The sequence below is a fragment of the Escherichia sp. KTE114 genome, from assembly GCF_000407765.1.
In the GTDB taxonomy this organism is placed as follows: domain Bacteria; phylum Pseudomonadota; class Gammaproteobacteria; order Enterobacterales; family Enterobacteriaceae; genus Escherichia; species Escherichia ruysiae.
Map to the genome: position 1 here is coordinate 1,498,595 of NZ_KE136626.1, position 17,565 is coordinate 1,516,159.

Below are 17,565 nucleotides of genomic sequence, written 5' to 3' on the forward strand. Positions count from 1 at the left end.
GTTATAGCTACCCGTTTTTCTGCAAAAAAATTAATGGCTTTCCGGTGTCTCAATCATTCGTTTCAGCCAGGGCACCATCATCAACATCACTACTGCAACGCCCAGCGTGACCAGACCAATCTTACCAAACACGTTGGTGTAGACAGGTAACGTCTCAAGCGGATCGGTAATATTGTCTGGCACTGCGGTAAATGTTGCCACATAGCCGCCGAGCAAGAACGCGGCAGCCTGCGTCAGGAACCACATCCCGAGAATAAAGCCCATCAAATGCTGCGGCACCAGGGCAGCAACCATTGCCAGCCCAAGGGCGCTAATAAACAGTTCACCCAGGCTCTGGAACAAGTAAACCAGCACGATAAACCACGGTGATGTCAGTCCCTGCGCATCAGCAAACCACATCCCCGCAGCGGCGGCAGTCAGAAAACCCAGCGAGCACATAAACATGCCGAGAGTAAATTTCATCGGCATCGAGAGGTCTTTGCCTTTGTTACCCAGATGAGTGTAAATGCCCGCCAGTATTGGGCTGGCGAGTACCACCCAGAACGGGTTAAGCGCCTGGAAGCTGACCGGGTTGATGGAAAAACCGAGAATTTCATGATGCACGTTGTTGATGGCAAAGAAGTTCAGCGACGTTGGCATCTGGGCGTAGAGGATGTAAAACACCACCGCTTCGAGCATCAGCACAAAGGCGACGAACATTTTATTGCGCCCGGTTTTATCCAGCTTGAATGCCTGGCGGAAGAAGATAATGGTGACAACGATGGAGAGGACGATCAGTACCAGATTGGCGACTTCTACGTTGTGCATCAGCCATGCACAGACGAAGATCATCACTACGCTGCCAATCAACACGTACAACAGTTTGCCGAAGTTCAGTGGTCGGAAGTCTGGATCTGAACCAATATTTTGCACCATCCCGCGACAGGCGATGTAGACCAGTAGCGCGACAATCAAACCTACCCCGCACAGGTTATAGGTAACGGAATAACCAAATCTATCGGCAATCACTGGTGCCAGCGACAGCGCCACCAATGAACCAATATTGATCGACATGTAAAACAGAGTGAAAGCACCATCCAGACGCGGGTCTTTCGGTAGATAGCATTTAGAAAGCAGGCTTGCCGGGTTGGCTTTAAACAAGCCGTTGCCGACGGCAATAGTGCCCAGGGCGATGAAAATCAGATCAGGCTTAAGTAGCGACATTCCGGTCATGAAGTAACCAATCGCCAGCACAATAGCCCCAAGAACAATGGTGCGTTTAGTCCCAAGTAGGTGGTCGCCGACATAGCCACCAATGGAGATAAGTCCATAGACTAGCGCAGCAAAAGCGCCAAAGGTGACAAAGGCCTGCTCTTGTGAGAATCCGAGCTGTTTAACGAAGAAAACCGCCAGCACGCCTTGCACGCCGTAGTAGCCGAATCGCTCCCATAATTCGACAAAAAAGATCATGAAAAATGGGCGAGGTTGTTGCAGCATCCCGGTGGGTGTTGTTGTATTCATATTTATTAACCTTCCAATACCATCCTGAAAAGTATGAATGCGTAATTGATTGCGCGCGAAAGATTTTACAGATGTCTAAGATTTTTAATATTGATGTGGTAAATAGTTATATGCACTATTTCTATAGAAAATAACCAGATAATCATGCTGGTTGTTTGAAGTAAGGTGGTTTTAGATTCTGATTTCTGAGGTGCTGAAAATTTGGATAGCTCTATGTATCTATGAGCCTGCAGGCCAGGAGTGCGCAAAAGCAGAACGCCCGCATAAGCGGGCGTCGGGAGCAAGTCGGGAGGGGATGATTATTCTTCTTCGTCGCGCAGCGGAACAATCAGCATATCAACGTGAACGGTGTTGATCAGTTGACGCGCGGAAGACATCAGTTTGCTCCAGAAGTCCTGGTGATGACCACAAACAACCAGATCCATATCGTATTTCTTGATTGCATCCACCAGAACCTGACCCAAATCGCCGCTGCCGCTCAGGGTTTCAGTGATTGGGTAACCTGCGTTGGTGGAGAGCTCGGTCAGCGCGTGATGAGTCTCTTCGGAGATGCGTTTCTGCATATCACCCAGATTCACATCAATAAGCCCGGTGTATAGGTCAGAGTAGTTTACATCTACGTGGATCAGAGAAACCTTCGCATTGTAGGGGCGAGCCATAGAGACTGCTTTCTCTACCAGAACTTTGCTTTCCGGGGAGAGATCGACCGCGATGAGAATGTGTTTATAAGCCATAGTGTTACTCCTTCCATAAAGTTGTCGATGACTGGCCAGCTAGCGTTTTTTGTGCCGTTACGTCACCCGCGTCCTGCGAACTACGTGCGCGGGGCTAACCCAGCCGTAAAGATTCAGTGTTAAGACCATCCTTACCTTATAGCGACCCGGATGATCCGTCAATCCGCCTTGCTTACCAATCAGATAATCAAATTTTCGAGATGAATATATTGATAGTGGTTAACCTTATGGAAAAAAAACAAGCTGATCTCCTACACTATCTATAGAGCCGCTCGGATGTGCGTCACGACAAAAGCGGTTTCTCCAGGACCTGGTGTTAACTGATTGGCAGCGTATCGGGAGCGGTAGCCCCGGAGTGGAACTCCGTGGGCCGGTCGCCGGGGAGGAGGTATGATAAGCACCGTCGCATTATTTTGGGCTTTATGTGTCGTTTGCATTGTTAACATGGCGCGCTATTTCTCATCACTACGCGCGTTGTTAGTGGTACTGCGTAATTGCGATCCATTGCTCTATCAATATGTAGATGGAGGGGGCTTTTTTACCTCACATGGCCAACCTAACAAACAGGTGCGTCTCGTTTGGTATATCTATGCTCAGAGGTATCGCGATCATCACGATGATGAGTTTATTCGTCGCTGCGAGCGTGTGCGTCGGCAGTTTATTCTGACCAGCGCATTGTGTGGTCTGGTCGTGGTAAGCCTGATTGCATTGATGATCTGGCATTAAATACCACAGCAATAACGCATAAAAAAGCGGGTCAGAAAACTGACCCGCTCGTTTTTATGCGTGCGATTACAGGAACTGCAAGGAGATCCAGTACAGCCCGCCGGAGAGCAGTATCGCAGCCGGGAGAGTAAACACCCACGCCATCAGAATGCTGGTTACTGTTTTACGCTGTAAGCCGCCACCATCAACAACCATCGTCCCCGCTACGGAAGAGGAGAGTACGTGAGTGGTGGAAACCGGCATCCCGGTATAACTCGCCAGGCCGATAGACACCGCAGCCGTCATCTGGGCAGACATCCCCTGAGCGTAGGTCATGCCTTTCTTACCGATTTTCTCACCGATAGTCGTTGCCACGCGACGCCAGCCAATCATCGTACCGATACCTAACGCCAGCGCGACCGCCATGATGATCCACACCGGAGCGTACTCGATGGTACTCAGCATATCGGACTTCAGTTTCTTCAATAGACGCTGATCATCTGCTGTGACGCCAGGCATTTTCACCACTTTGTCGATGGTGTCAGAAACGCACAGCATAATGCGGCGCATCTGGCTACGTTGGTCAAGCGACAGCTTGTCGTAGCTTTCCACGTCAGCAGTCAACATGCCTTTCAGGCGATTGAGCGCGTTAATGGTATTCGACGGATGGCAATGGAACTCCGCAGGTTGTGTTGCGCCTGCTTCCGGAGTCGGTACTAACTGATCATCACCGGTCGCCTGTTTCAGCAGTGCAGGGTGTTGCTCAAAATAAGCTTCCACGTTGTTGATTGCATCACGGGTACGAGTGATTTCGTAGCCAGAGGCATTCATATTAACCACGAAGCCCGCTGGTGCGACGCCAATCAGCACCAGCATAACCAGACCAATGCCTTTCTGACCATCGTTCGCACCGTGAGAAAACGCCACGCCGACAGCGGAAAGGATCAGCGCGATACGCGTCCAGAACGGCGGCTTTTTCTTACCGTCTTTCTTTTCACGCTCCGCTGGGGTCAGGTGGATACGGGCGCGTTTCTTAGTGCCACTCCAGTAGCGACGCAGCAAGAAAATCAGACCGCCAGCAAACACCAGGCCGACAATAGGGGAAACGATCAGAGATGCGAAAATACTTAATACTTTCGGGATATTGAGTGCATCCACCACTGACGTACCGGTCATCAACGCATTGGTTAAACCAATACCGATGATTGCGCCGATCAGCGTATGGGAGCTGGATGCTGGCAAACCAAAGTACCAGGTACCCAGGTTCCAGATAATCGCTGCCAGCAACATAGAGAACACCATGGCGAGACCATGGGACGATCCCATATTAAGCAGCAAGTCTGTCGGTAGCATATGCACAATGGCATAGGCAACACTAAGACCACCCAGCAAAACACCCAGGAAGTTGAACACTGCCGCCATAACCACTGCGAGCTGAGAACGCATCGCGCGGGTATAGATGACAGTTGCCACAGCGTTGGCTGTGTCATGGAAACCATTAATGGCTTCGTAGAACAGCACAAAAGCCAGTGCAAGCAATAATAACAGCCCGGTATGCAAATCCAGGCCAGCAAACAAATGTAGCATAGGACGTTACGCCATTTTGAGGACATGAACGCGGCGCATTATCAGTGACTTTCGCGGCGCGGGCAAAGTGAAATATAGATTTTTTTGATTTGCCTCCTGTATGATTTTCACTCAAAAAATAATTATCTTATATAATTCAGGTAAATACTTCCCCTAAGTAATATTGATGCTGGTGCGACCACTGAGGAATCTTTACAATTCACGCCCGTTTTTTCTAAGAGGAGCGCAACGTGGAAAGGTTTGATGCCATTATTATAGGCGCTGGTGCGGCTGGTATGTTCTGTTCTGCGCTGGCAGGTCAGGCGGGACGCAGAGTTTTGCTGATTGATAATGGTAAAAAACCGGGGCGCAAAATCCTCATGTCTGGCGGTGGGCGCTGCAACTTTACCAACCTTTATGTCGAACCTGGCGCCTATCTGAGCCAGAATCCGCATTTTTGTAAGTCAGCTCTCGCCCGCTTTACCCAGTGGGATTTCATTGATCTGGTCAATAAACACGGCATCGCCTGGCACGAGAAAACGTTAGGACAACTCTTCTGTGATGACTCTGCACAGCAGATTGTCGACATGCTGGTGGATGAGTGTGAAAAGGGTAATGTGACCTTCCGATTGCGCAGCGAAGTGCTGAGTGTGGCAAAGGATGAAACGGGGTTTACGCTTGAACTGAACGGTATGTCCGTCGGCTGCGATAAACTGATCATTGCCACCGGAGGTCTCTCGATGCCTGGTCTGGGCGCATCGCCGTTCGGTTATAAGATTGCCGAACAATTTGGCCTCAACGTGTTGCCAACCCGCGCTGGCCTGGTGCCATTCACCCTGCATAAACCGTTGCTGGAAGAGTTACAGGTGCTGGCGGGCGTGGCGGTGCCTTCGGTGATCACCGCTGAAAACGGCACCGTATTTCGCGAGAACTTACTCTTCACTCATCGTGGCTTATCCGGCCCTGCGGTATTACAGATTTCCAGCTACTGGCAGCCGGGCGAATTTGTCAGCATCAATCTGCTACCGGATGTGGATCTCGAAACCTTCCTTAATGAGCAGCGTAACGTACATCCAAACCAGAGCCTGAAGAACACCCTGGCGGTTCATCTGCCGAAACGGTTGGTTGAACGGTTACAACAACTGGGGCAAATCCCGGATGTCTCGCTAAAACAGCTCAACGTGCGTGATCAACAGGCGCTGATTACCACATTAACCGAATGGCGTGTGCAGCCCAACGGCACCGAAGGCTATCGCACCGCCGAAGTGACGCTCGGCGGTGTGGACACCAACGAACTCTCTTCACGGACAATGGAAGCGCGCAAAGTGCCGGGGCTGTACTTCATTGGTGAAGTGATGGACGTCACCGGCTGGCTGGGGGGCTATAACTTCCAGTGGGCGTGGTCGAGCGCATGGGCTTGTGCGCAGGATTTGGCGGCTGTGAATAAATAATAAAAATTCGGCGCCGTTATCAACATCAAGGCCGGGAAGCGGGAACTCATGGTTCCTGCTTAACGTTTTATTCACCGCGCAAAATCTGGCGGAAATGGGAAACCAGCGGACGTTGGTTGGCTTTATGCCATGCTGCCCATAATTGCGTTGAATAATTCATCCACGGCAATTCACGTAATACCACCCCTTCCGGCGCATTATGACGCAGACTATGTTGAATTAAGGCCAGACCTAATCCCGCAGCGACCAGACCTAATGCCGTGAGTGGTTCACCCGCTTCCAGGCGAATATCAGGATTAAACCCGGCGTTAACACAGGCGGCGACAAAATGATCGCGAGAATGCGCATCGTCGTTATGAATCACCGCAATCCACTGCTCATCGCCAAGTTGTGACGCGACAAGGTTTTCCTCCTGCGCCAGAGGATGATTTTGCGGTAAGGCCAACAACATTCGATCATCCAGAACCTGAATATATTCCAGATCCTGCTCGCTGTCGGCGGGCGGCGTATCGACCAGAGAAAAATCGAGACTGCGCTGGCGCAGGCCTTCAATCTGAGTGGCTGGTGGTTGGCTGTAAAGTGCGATATGCACATTCGGACGCGATACACGTAACGTACGTAGCGCCGTAGAAAGCACACCGGAATGCATGGCGTTTTCAATATAGCCAATACACAAGCCACCATCTTCCCCCCGTCCCAGGCGTTTGCCTAACGACTCCAGACGGTTGGCGTGTGTCAGCAACGAACGTGTTTCGGCAAGGAATGTCTGTCCATCAGCGGTCAGGCGAATGCGCTGCTGATTACGCTCAAACAGCATCAGCCCCAGCCGTTCTTCCAGTTGTGCAATCTGGCGGCTCAGCGGTGATTGCGAGATATGTAATCGCTCGGCTGCGCGTCCCACGTGCTCTTCTTCTGCGACCACCACGAAGTACTTCAGTTGGCGTAAATCAATCATGTTAGACCTCAAAGGACTTAAGTCAGACGAATTATGTCCTATCAAGTCACAACCTCGCAAGGTAATGTGATCCACGTCACAGGGCGATAGCAAAAAAACGCCCGAACCCAAACCGAATAATTGAGGACATCTTATGAGCATCAAAAATTTACTTCCCGGCAAAATTGGCTTAGGCGGCGCACCGCTCGGCAACATGTTCCGTGCCATCCCGGAAGAAGAGGCCCACGCCACCGTGAGCGAAGCCTGGAACCTGGGCGTGCGTTACTTCGATACCGCGCCGCTGTACGGCTCTGGCCTTTCTGAAATCCGCATGGGTGAAGCGCTGTCTCAGTATCCACGCGATGAATACGTTCTGAGCAGCAAAGTCGGCCGCATCATGCTGGACGAAATGGAAGATCCGGCAAAACGTGATTTCGGTGAAAAAGGTGGCCTGTTCGAACACGGCCTGAAAAACAAAATTCTGAATGACTACTCTGCTGACGCCACGCTGCGCTCGATTGAAGACAGCCTGAAACGCCTGAAAACAGACCGTCTGGATATTGTCTGGATCCACGACCCGGCGCAGGACTTCTACGGTGACAGCTGGCTGGAGCAGTTCAACATTGCTCGTACCGGTGCGTTTCGTGCGCTGACGCGTTTGCGTGACGAAGGTGTGATTAAAGCCTGGGGACTGGGTGTGAACCGCGTCGAACCTTGCGAACTGACGCTGGCGCTGGACGAACCGAAGCCAGATGCGTTCCTGCTGGCGGGGCGTTATTCCCTGCTGGATCACGAACGTGCGCTGCAACGCCTGATGCCAGAAGCACTGGAACAGAATGTGGATATCGTTGTCGGTGGTCCGTACAGCTCTGGCGTACTGGCAGGCGGCGAGCACTTTGAATATCAGAAAGCCTCTGCGGCCATCCAGCAGAAAGTGGCGCAAATTAACGCCATTGCCACACGTTTCAATGTGAACGTTAAAGCAGCTGCGCTGCAGTTTGCGCTGGCAAACCCGGCCGTTGCGGCGGTTATTCCTGGCTCCAGCCGTCCTGGCCGTATGGCAGAAGATCTGGCTGCACTGAATGCGCCTGTTCCGGCTGAATTCTGGGCAGAAATGCGCCGTCAAAATCTGGTTGCGGAAAACGCTCCGCTGCCGACCCGTTAAGCAACCTGGTGAGAAAACGATGAAACTGGATCTGACAGGTAAAGTCGCGGTGGTCAGCGGCTCAACCTCCGGCATTGGGCAGGGTATCGCCGCCGGACTGGCAAAAGCAGGCGCAACGGTGGTTGTCGTCGGCCGTAAACAGAGCGGCGTTGATGACGCCATGGCTGCGATTGCGGCACAAACTCCCACAGCGTCACTGCGCGGCGTGGTGGCCGATCTCAGCACCGAAGACGGCGTGGCTGCGCTGATCGCTGCAGTCCCAACGGCTGATGTGCTGGTCAATAATCTGGGTATTTTCAACGATAAAGATTTCTTTAGCGTGCCGGATGATGAGTGGATGCACTTCTATAACGTCAACGTCCTCTCCGGCGTTCGTCTGGCGCGTCACTATGCGCCAGGCATGACGGAACAGGGCTGGGGGCGGATTATCTTTGTCTCGTCTGAATCCGGCGTGGCAATCCCTGGCGACATGATCAACTACGGCGTCACCAAAGCCGCGAATCTGGCGGTCTCTCATGGTCTGGCGAAACGACTGGCGGGAACCGGTGTGACCGTCAACGCCATTCTGCCAGGGCCAACCTTTACCGATGGCCTGAAAGAGATGCTGGCGGATGCCGCTGCACAGTCGGGACGCAGTGCGCGTGAACAGGCCGATGAGTTTGTTAAAACCTCGCGTCCAAGCTCCATCATCCAGCGTGCGGCGGATGTGGAAGAAGTGGCGAATCTGGCGGTTTATCTCGCGTCACCACTTTCCTCGGCAACCACAGGGGCAGCCCTGCGCGTCGATGGCGGCGTCGTCGACACCCTGACTATGTAACCCTATAAATTAAGAGAAAATTATCATGGCTAAAACAACTGTATCGATCGAAATCCCGGCTTCTGCCGACGCCGTATGGCAATTGATGGGCGGCTTTGATGCGCTGCCAGACTGGCTGCCATTCATCCCGAAAAGCGTGGTGACAGAAGGTGGTCGCGTTCGTTCGCTGACAACCTCTGACGGCGGCACTGTGGTTGAACGTCTGGAAGCGTTTGATAACCGTCAACGCAGTTATACCTATTCCATTATTCAGGCACCGTTCCCGGTGGTGGATTACCTCTCCACCATTACCGTTCATGAAACCGCCGACAGCCAGGTTTCCCGTGTGGAATGGTTCGGTGAATTCACCCCGGTGAATGTGACGAACGAAGAGGCTGAGGCGCTGTTTACCGGCATCTATCGGGATGGTCTCAAGGCGCTGAAGGACAACTTTGTTGCCTGATGCGATCGACAGGCGTCGGAATGTCCGGCGTCTGATTATTAACAAAAACAGAATAGTCTATTGTCATTTGTATCATTTATGTTATCAGACAGCAGGCGTATTCTCTCCCCATCGCGTTAATAAACGCCAAACAATTAAGACACACTGGAATATAAACATGAAAACGATCATCGCAATTTTTACGGCTTCTCTTTTCTCTGTCGCGGCGTTTAACGCATCGGCGCAAAGCGTGACAGCAACCGGTACAACACTGGATTCTGCGGAAGCGGTTATTGCGCAGAAAGCGAAAGAGATGAACGCCTCCGAATACAAAATTACCAGCGCTCGCATGGGCAATACCGTCACCATGAGTGCCGAACTGTATAAATAATCGCGCGAGGAACCCATTATGTTATTTGCTAAATATGCGCTGAATGCGTTGCCATTAAAAAACCGTATTGTAATGCCACCGATGACGCGTTCCCGCGCCGGTGCGGGTGACGTTGCGACTGACATGATGGCGGACTATTACGCGCAGCGTGCCAGTGCTGGACTTATCATCAGCGAAGGTACGCAAATCAGCCAGCAGGGGCAGGGTTATGCCTGGACGCCGGGTATTTATTCTGAGGCGCAGATTGCTGGCTGGAAAAAAGTGACCGATGCGGTACATCACGCAGGTGGTAAAATTTTTGCTCAGCTGTGGCACGTCGGTCGCGTGTCTCATACCGTGCTGCAACCGAACGGCGCCGCACCGGTGTCCTCTTCGGCGATTCAGGCCGAAGGGGTAAAAGTGTTTGTCGATGTGGAAGGCCGTGGTCCGGAGAACGGCGTTGGCGAGATGGTTCAGCATGACATGCCACGTGCACTGACGCTGGAAGAGATCCCGTCAATCGTTGATGACTATGCTCAGGCGGCGCGTAATGCGATTACCGCTGGCTTTGACGGTATTGAGTTGCACGGCGCGAACGGCTATCTCATTAACCAGTTCATTGACTCGCAGGCCAACCTGCGTAATGACGAATACGGCGGCTCGCTGCAAAATCGTCTGCGCTTTATGAAAGAGGTGGTGGAAGCTGTCTCTTCGGCGATTGGTAAAGAGCGTGTAGGAATTCGTCTCGCGCCGCTGACTACGCTGATGGGCTCCAGAGACGATACGCCGGAAGCGACCTACCTCGCGGCGGCAAGCGTACTGAACGAGCTGGGGATTGCCTATATCCATATTGCCGAAGCCGACTGGGAAGATGCGCCGGTGATGCCTGCGGCCTTTAAAGAAGCGCTGCGCATAATTTTCCACGGCACGCTGATTTACTCCGGTAAATACACCAAAGCGCGCGCCGAAGAGGCGCTGGCTAACGGCTGGGCTGATCTGATTGGTTTTGGTCGTCCGTTTATTGCCAACCCGGATCTTCCGCATCGTCTGGAAAACGATTTACCGCTGAATGCACCCATCAAAGAGAAATTCTTTGGCGGCGGTAAAGATGGATATCTGGATTATCCGGTTCTCTGAATTTGAATGGCTCGATTATACGGGGTACTTACACATCCTTCCTGGCAATGGCTGTCCTGCCCCGTGGTCATTTATGGAACAAACCCGTGAATTCAGAATTGAAACCCGCAGCCGGTCTGTCGGGAAGATTATCTTGCGACCCTGACATTAGTTAAAAACGGCGCAGGTGTGATGCAGGTTTACCGCTTTATCGTCGAGGATGAGTTAAAACGCGGAGAGCTGATTGAGCTATTAACTGTCTTTGCAGGCACCTCCCGACCCTTTATGATTGTTTATCCCTATAAGCGTCAGGTACTTTGACAAAATCGATAAACGCTCACACTGGCGGCTCAATTGACTGCCGTCACGCGGCTGTTCGCGGGGCTCGATATGCCGAATTTCCTCACAGTAAGTTTTAGCCATGACTGAATCGCAACAGATAAACTAGACCCCATCACGCCTTTTCTCTACACCGAACTTCCGCTTCTCGCTTACATCGGACTTTCAGCCCAATGAGTTTGCCTACTCCGTGTTAATAGCGAACCTTGTAAAAATCGATCCCTGCTAGCCAGCAGGGAGCAGGTCAAGGTGGATAGTTATGTGATAAATATCGTTACATATCAATTTGTTGTGTTTTTAGTGACATTATTTTCATGTCAAATATTGAATTAGTAGCAGAACTTTTTTAACGCTACACAGAGTAGTATGAAAATGATGCCCCGCTTTTGCACTGCAAACAGGGCTAGTTGTAACCATTCCGGGATATTCCTCCCGGAATGGTATGATTTTAGATAACCAACTCCAGTCGTTGTCTGGCCTGACTGGTTAGTCGTTTTATTCCCAGAGATTTAGCCATTTCCATGATCTTATTTTCCTCTTCAAGGCTTAACGCTAATGCGCGTAATTCTTCACTAGGTATCGCATCAACCTGACGTATATCCTCGTCAGTCGCTGGCAGGCGGAAGGAATTCCAGTCTGTTCTTTGCGTTTCTGATAGCCAAACAAAATCTTCGCCAGAATGGTCAGTTGCGACGTGATAATTTTGACCGACAATCTCCATGACGCGTTCGCGAATGAGCCTGCCTGCTCGAGTAAATCCATGAATGCGCGCAATACGCTGAACGAGTGTGGTGTCAAGAAGAGGAGATTCGACTTGAACAACATCGGCAATCAACGCTTTTAAAGTGTCATCATATTCAGAGGTATAAAATTTCTCTGAGTCGGTTTTACCTTGCCAGTCAATCAAATTATTCGTGACATAGGTGCCGGTGTTAGTTGTACTGCACATCTCCAGTACCGTGTTATTGGCATATTTTAGTTCAGATAACGGTTCCTCTTCAGGCACCATCGGATGTTCACTCTGAATTAATGAGGATAATTTTTCATCATTAGCGACAATGTGAGCTTCTGTTTCTAAATTCTTATCTGAGTTGCCATTTTCTACTGGGGCGGTTGCTTCCTGTTTTTGCGTTGCAACGTTAGCAGCTTCCTTGGCCCTCGAAGCTTCTAATAAGTTACTTATCGCAGCATCAAGTCGCTCAAGCGCACCTTCTTTGTCGATCCACCATTCAGTTGACCAAAGGCGAAGAAGCGTCCAGCCCAGTCCTTGCAGTATGGCGCTACGAACTTTATCCCGGTCACGTGCTGTGGCGGCGCTATGGTAGGTTGCACCGTCGCATTCAACGCCAACAAGGTAGTCACCCGGTTTATCAGGATGAACGATACCTAAATCAATACGGAAGCGTGAAACGCCGATCTGTGGAACAACTTGCCAGCCTTTTCTGCGTAAGCCGTTTGCTACAGCCTCTTCGAAGGGGGAGTCATACCCACCGACAGAGCCACGAACTGCCTGTGCCAATGCCAGTGGTCCGCGCTGAGCAAACTCGATAAAGTGCTTGAGGTCAGCAACAGCACGCGCGCTTGTGCGGTTAAGGTCGATAAAGGAAGGTTCAAATGAGCTGAACACTATCATTTCCTGGCGGGCGCGAGTCACGGCAACGTTCAGTCGACGCCAGCCGCCTTCGCGGTTTAATGGGCCGAAGTTCATCGACATGGTATTGGCTCCGGGTTCCGTTGGACCATATCCGATGCCAAGCATGATCAAGTCTCGCTCATCCCCTTGTACTGTCTCAAGATTTTTAACAACCACGGGTTCTTCCTGTTCTGACTGGAAGAAAGGCTCAATCTCAGGATGATGTTGGCGGGCGCGATCCAGTAAATCACTGATAAGATTTTGCTGCTCTGTATTCAGGGTAATAATGCCAATTGATTTACCTGATGTGACAAAGTTTTTATCGGTCAGACGTTTTACGGTTTCAGCAACAATCGCTTCTGCTTCGGCCTGATTATGACGTCCTTTCCCTTTGGAGTAGACCCCTGATACTTTGCACCACTGAACCGCGCTTTGTCGTGTGACTGGCGCCGGGAAGGTGATGAGATTACTGTCGTAATAGCGATGGTTGGAAAAGGTGATCAGGCTTTCATGTCGGCTGCGATAATGCCAGCTCAGACTGTGGTTATACAGACCCGCAGCCAGACACTCATCAAGAATGCTTTCCATATCTTCTTCGGTGTCATCATCGGTATCACTAGCAGCCCTGTTAAAGAAACTGGTTGGTGGCATCTGGCGAGGATCTCCCGCAATAACGACCTGCTTACCGCGTGCCATTACCCCAATCGCATCCCAGGGAGAAATCTGTGATGCTTCATCAAAAATAACCAGATCAAACAGTGGTTGATCCGAAGGTAAAAATTGTGCAACAGAAAGAGGACTCATCAACATGCAGGGCGCAAGTTTTGACATGGCGTCACCCATTTCTGCCGCCATTTGGCGGACGGGTTTATGGCGTCGGGATTTTTGTAATTCATGTTTAAGTAAGGCAAAACCGCCTTGCCGGGTAATTTCATTTTTAGCAGGTATGACTCCACACAGTTTGGCGCGAATATAGCGAACCGTGAGTTTAGCCAGGCGATCGGTTTGCGTACGGTAAGTCTCGATATCACTGAAATGTTCAGCAGGGACAAAGTTATGTAATAACGACTCAGAATCAATTACCCACGAAGCGAACCAACGACAATAAGCCGTTTCGAATAACTCCGTCGCGCTGATGTCGTCAGAATCAGCCAGGATAATAGAATTAATCAGAGGTAATAAACCTCGGTCGATGGCCTCTTCACGAACGCGGCACCAGTCACTCCAGGCTTTAAGAGCAGTTTGGTTATTAACGATGCCTGATGCACACTCACGTAACTCGGCGATTCCATGCTCGCTCTCTGTCACATTGAGGAGATGACAGAATCTGGTTTTAGTTTCAGTAAAGTCAGAGAGTGAGGTACGTAAATTTTGGCTTAATGCCATCATCATTCCCTGAGGACCGAGTAACTCATTGGCGTGAACAATTAATGTTTCTACGGAGGTTCGGAATTCTGCAAGTTGTTGTGGCGAGGATGCAAAACTTGCAAGTGCCGTACGAATAGATTCCGCTAGTTCCAACGCGTCGCGTAAGCTATTTTGATTGGTATCAAGACCATACCAGCCTGGCTGCGTCGTCATCAAAGGCGCAAGATCGGACAGACGTTGATGTAATGATTGCAGTTTTTCGATAACAGCGAGATCCACCGAGAGGTCAGGTGTCGCGTTTAGCGAATATTGTTGCATCACCCCAGCAATCACGTTTTTGCGTGCGTTCGTCGCAAAGAACCAGAATTTTTTATCTGCCTCAGCAAGTGAATGTTTAATTTGCGAAATATTCACATGTTGCCAGCTATTATCTGGATAAGTTACAGACAGTTGTGCTTTGTTCGATTCGATCTCACAGAGAAGAGTAATTACCGTTTTTGCCGCTTCTATTCGTGAGGCGACATCGGGAGTAAACATAAAACTGAGATCAAGCCCTGCAGCTTTTGACAATAATTCACAGAGGTTGATTAGCTGATGTAATTTCTCTGGATCAGTGGTATCCAGAGAAATCCCTGTTGCTTCAAGTAATTTTTGTGCGGCTTGTTCATAATCATCAATTTTAACGGGGATCGTCTTAGCTTCGGCAATGAGCGAGGATTGCCATCCGTTCGTCCATTCTGTTTGGGCGATAATCCTGAAATGATGACCATGTTGCTTAAAAGCATCGCGATTGAGTTCCAGGCGTCTGGTTATGTCTCTGAACTCCGTCATTTGTTCAACGGTATGTTGAATACCAGAAGCCCAAACCAAAGATGGCGTGACTGAACTGGCATCTCTGATAACGCGTCCCATCGCCTGATGAAGCGTCAGCCCGTTTGACCAACGACGATGCAACAAACGGACAATCTGATTTAATTTGTCGCGCAGTCGTTGAACCTTGCTGGCTTCTTCTTCCCATTCACGCGTAGTAAGTATGTCGCGAGCATCCCATGCACGTTCCAGTTGCTTTAAAAAATCCATCTTTGATGTTTTGCTGGAGTGCAGCTCAAGGCAAAACTCTCCAAGTCCCTGAGTTTCAAGTCTACGATAGACCACATCAAGCGCCGCTTTTTTCTCTGCAACAAATAATACACGTCTACCCAACGCCAGATTATGCGCAATCATATTGGCGATTGTCTGAGATTTTCCTGTGCCAGGAGGACCATCCAGAACAAAATCACGACCTTTTGCCGATGCAACGACAGCTGCAATTTGCGAAGAATCTGCGGGTAAGGGGAGAAAAAGCTCCTGAGTATTGACTACAGCATCAAGATCATCAATTTCGACAATTTCCCCGTTTTTTTCCAGAACCACATTCTCCTGACCGCGCTCAATGAGATATTTCACTAAGGGGCTTTGCATTAGCTGTGGTGCTCTATCGATGAGATCTTTCCACATCAGATATTTGGCAAAAGAAAAAGTGCCTATCACAACATCTCGGGTGACTTCAAAGCCAGGTATATCCCGAACGGCACGGCGTACAATATTCCAGATACCATCGACATCAATGCCGCTTTCATCAGTAGGTAATTCACCATCAAGCCCTTTGATCGTCAGAGCAAAATCATTGTGAAGTAGCTCCAGTAACGTGAGGTTAAAGCGGGGTTCTTCTTCCAGCAGGCGCATGGTTACACCGGAAAGGGCGCTTTTACGATCGAGTTGGATGGGCAGAAGAATCAATGGTGCTGAATAACTTTTTGGATCATCGGCAGATTTTTTCCACTTCAGGAAACCCACAGCAAGAAACAGGGTGTTAGCACCACCTTCTTCCAGATCGCTTTTAGATTTACGATACAAATCAATAAGTGTTGCTTCAAGGCGGTCTTTTTCAAGCGGCGATACCACTTCCCCCCGATCAAGAGCAAGAAGAGCATATTCTTCGCGAAGGTTTTCATTGGTTTGCTGGCGATATAATTCAGTATCGCGGATTCCCATTTCTAGATCGGGTAAAGGCACAATGCGAATTCTTTTGCCTTCAGCGAGTTTATCTTCAAGATTTCCTGGATGAGGGCAAATTAAGCGAATGCCTTTTGCACTTTCAGGTAAATGCAATAAACGGTTTCGTGTCGTTAAATCGAGTAATTTACGTTGCCATTGCACTAAACGGCTGGCGGTGTCCTTTTCATTGTTGGTTTCAACGTCAAGCTCAAAAGAGGGAAGGACTGGCGCATCTTCAAAACCGTGCTGGATTTCTGACTCATCTTCGGGCTGGCAGGCCAGACGGGAGACTGCCAAAGCCAAAGGGCGAATTTTCTGCATTCGCGCACGCCGGGTATCAATGGCCGCGTGAAAAACATCCTCGGTAAGGTGTTTCAATGCCCCTTCAACTGCCTGACTAAATGAAGGTGGATAGGCTTGCGTGACCAGTGTCGTCTCAAACACAACCATCTCTTGCAAATCAATGCGTTTACGGACTGAAGAGACATCTTCTGTGACGAGTTGTGAAAACTCTTGTGGTTGTAACCAAAATCCCGCAAAAGCATGTCCTTCGCACAGGAATACCAAAGAATTAAGCCCTATTTGTTCCAGTGCAGAAGCAAATAATAAAGTAGTGTCCAGACAAGTCGCTATTTTACCTTCGAGAATAGCGCCGGGCGTGCGGATCTTTTGACCGTTACGCTCAAAACTGGCAGGGGGTAAGGCATAGCTGATATTCAGGTTACAGACTGCGGTCCACAACGCGGAAGCAATCTCCCATACCCGTGTTCTGGACTGAATTTCGTAACCTTCTAAAGTATCGTTTTTTCCAGCGCGGCGTAACACGTCTGATGTCGCCTTTAAAAGACGATCGACTGCGGGGTCATTTGGCATAATGAAAGAAGGCAGCAATTCAAACATTGCTTCTCCGCCCCATTCATTTTTCGCCAGTGCTTCCAGAGGGTAATTAAGAGTGAGAAGCTCTTCGGTTCCCTGTAGCAAACTGAACGAGACTTCACATACGACGCTTTCTGTCAGCTCCGCCAGCCACTCTGCATTGAGTTTTATATCGCGATCGCGAATGTCCACAGAAGAATTGGGAAGCAAGCAATCGATATGCCACTTTTTAGGTTCCAGAACGGTGGGGGAGGTTTGCAGATGTAACGTTAAATCGTGAAAACTTTGGTCTGACTCGTTGTGTAAAACAAACTCACGTAACAGAGGCACGGCATTCTGATGTGAAGTAAATCCCAGCTTACTGGCAATACTTATTTGCGCTTTAATACTCATAAACGCCTCTCCTTTGAGGTAAATTCCTCTGGCATTCAAATGGTTGCTGAATGGATGTCTAGGCAGACATAAAGGAGAGGAGAAGGGTTGCTATTACACGATGTTCAAAATTGCAGGTCTACTGTATAACCCGATCGCAG

Annotated in this window: 12 protein-coding genes; 7 read left to right on the top strand and 5 right to left on the bottom strand. The window is 49.9% G+C overall.

Going from position 1 to position 17,565, the window contains the following annotated elements:
- Positions 1-30 precede the first annotated feature (30 nt).
- Together dtpB and uspA are read right to left on the bottom strand one after the other, a co-directional pair.
- Positions 31-1,500 (bottom strand): dipeptide/tripeptide permease DtpB, encoded by a 1,470-nt coding sequence (gene dtpB, locus WC5_RS13740; RefSeq protein ID WP_001098670.1) that lies wholly within the window; start codon positions 1,498-1,500, stop codon positions 31-33.
- Between the two features lie 299 nt (positions 1,501-1,799).
- On the bottom strand, positions 1,800-2,234 hold the full coding sequence (gene uspA / locus WC5_RS13735; protein WP_000323571.1) for a universal stress protein UspA: 435 nt from the start codon (positions 2,232-2,234) through the stop codon (positions 1,800-1,802).
- A 390-nt stretch (positions 2,235-2,624) separates the two neighbouring features.
- Here uspA and uspB point away from each other — a divergent pair, with 390 nt between their 5' ends.
- On the top strand, positions 2,625-2,960 hold the full coding sequence (gene uspB / locus WC5_RS13730) for a universal stress protein UspB (RefSeq protein WP_000626187.1): 336 nt from the start codon (positions 2,625-2,627) through the stop codon (positions 2,958-2,960).
- Between the two features lie 66 nt (positions 2,961-3,026).
- On the opposite strand, the gene pitA is transcribed toward uspB, so the two are convergent.
- A complete protein-coding gene (pitA, locus tag WC5_RS13725; RefSeq protein ID WP_000902772.1) occupies positions 3,027-4,526 on the bottom strand; it encodes an inorganic phosphate transporter PitA in 1,500 nt (499 codons plus the stop codon).
- A 230-nt stretch (positions 4,527-4,756) separates the two neighbouring features.
- Here pitA and WC5_RS13720 point away from each other — a divergent pair, with 230 nt between their 5' ends.
- Positions 4,757-5,956 (top strand): BaiN/RdsA family NAD(P)/FAD-dependent oxidoreductase, encoded by a 1,200-nt coding sequence (locus tag WC5_RS13720; protein ID WP_000439173.1) that lies wholly within the window; start codon positions 4,757-4,759, stop codon positions 5,954-5,956.
- Positions 5,957-6,023: 67 nt separating this feature from the next.
- Here the strand turns inward: WC5_RS13720 and WC5_RS13715 are convergent, their stop codons facing one another.
- On the bottom strand, positions 6,024-6,911 hold the full coding sequence (locus WC5_RS13715) for a LysR substrate-binding domain-containing protein (protein ID WP_000566329.1): 888 nt from the start codon (positions 6,909-6,911) through the stop codon (positions 6,024-6,026).
- A 133-nt stretch (positions 6,912-7,044) separates the two neighbouring features.
- On the opposite strand from WC5_RS13715, the gene WC5_RS13710 reads away from it, so the two are divergent.
- From WC5_RS13710 to WC5_RS13690, 5 genes are all read left to right on the top strand, one after another.
- Complete coding sequence (locus WC5_RS13710) at positions 7,045-8,055, top strand: aldo/keto reductase (protein WP_000023622.1); 1,011 nt, start codon at positions 7,045-7,047, stop codon at positions 8,053-8,055.
- Between the two features lie 19 nt (positions 8,056-8,074).
- Complete coding sequence (locus WC5_RS13705; RefSeq protein WP_000762716.1) at positions 8,075-8,872, top strand: SDR family NAD(P)-dependent oxidoreductase; 798 nt, start codon at positions 8,075-8,077, stop codon at positions 8,870-8,872.
- Between the two features lie 25 nt (positions 8,873-8,897).
- Positions 8,898-9,314: an SRPBCC family protein gene (locus WC5_RS13700; RefSeq protein ID WP_001140838.1), complete on the top strand. Its 417-nt coding sequence runs from the start codon at positions 8,898-8,900 to the stop codon at positions 9,312-9,314.
- A 157-nt stretch (positions 9,315-9,471) separates the two neighbouring features.
- The gene (locus tag WC5_RS13695; RefSeq protein ID WP_000848792.1) at positions 9,472-9,684 is read left to right on the top strand and encodes a YdgH/BhsA/McbA family protein; all 213 of its coding nucleotides are present in this window, start codon (positions 9,472-9,474) and stop codon (positions 9,682-9,684) included.
- An 18-nt stretch (positions 9,685-9,702) separates the two neighbouring features.
- On the top strand, positions 9,703-10,800 hold the full coding sequence (locus WC5_RS13690) for an alkene reductase (protein ID WP_000895477.1): 1,098 nt from the start codon (positions 9,703-9,705) through the stop codon (positions 10,798-10,800).
- A 766-nt stretch (positions 10,801-11,566) separates the two neighbouring features.
- Here WC5_RS13690 and proA read toward each other — a convergent pair.
- Positions 11,567-17,425 (bottom strand): anti-phage protein ProA, encoded by a 5,859-nt coding sequence (gene proA / locus WC5_RS13685; RefSeq protein WP_016231546.1) that lies wholly within the window; start codon positions 17,423-17,425, stop codon positions 11,567-11,569.
- Positions 17,426-17,565 lie beyond the last annotated feature (140 nt).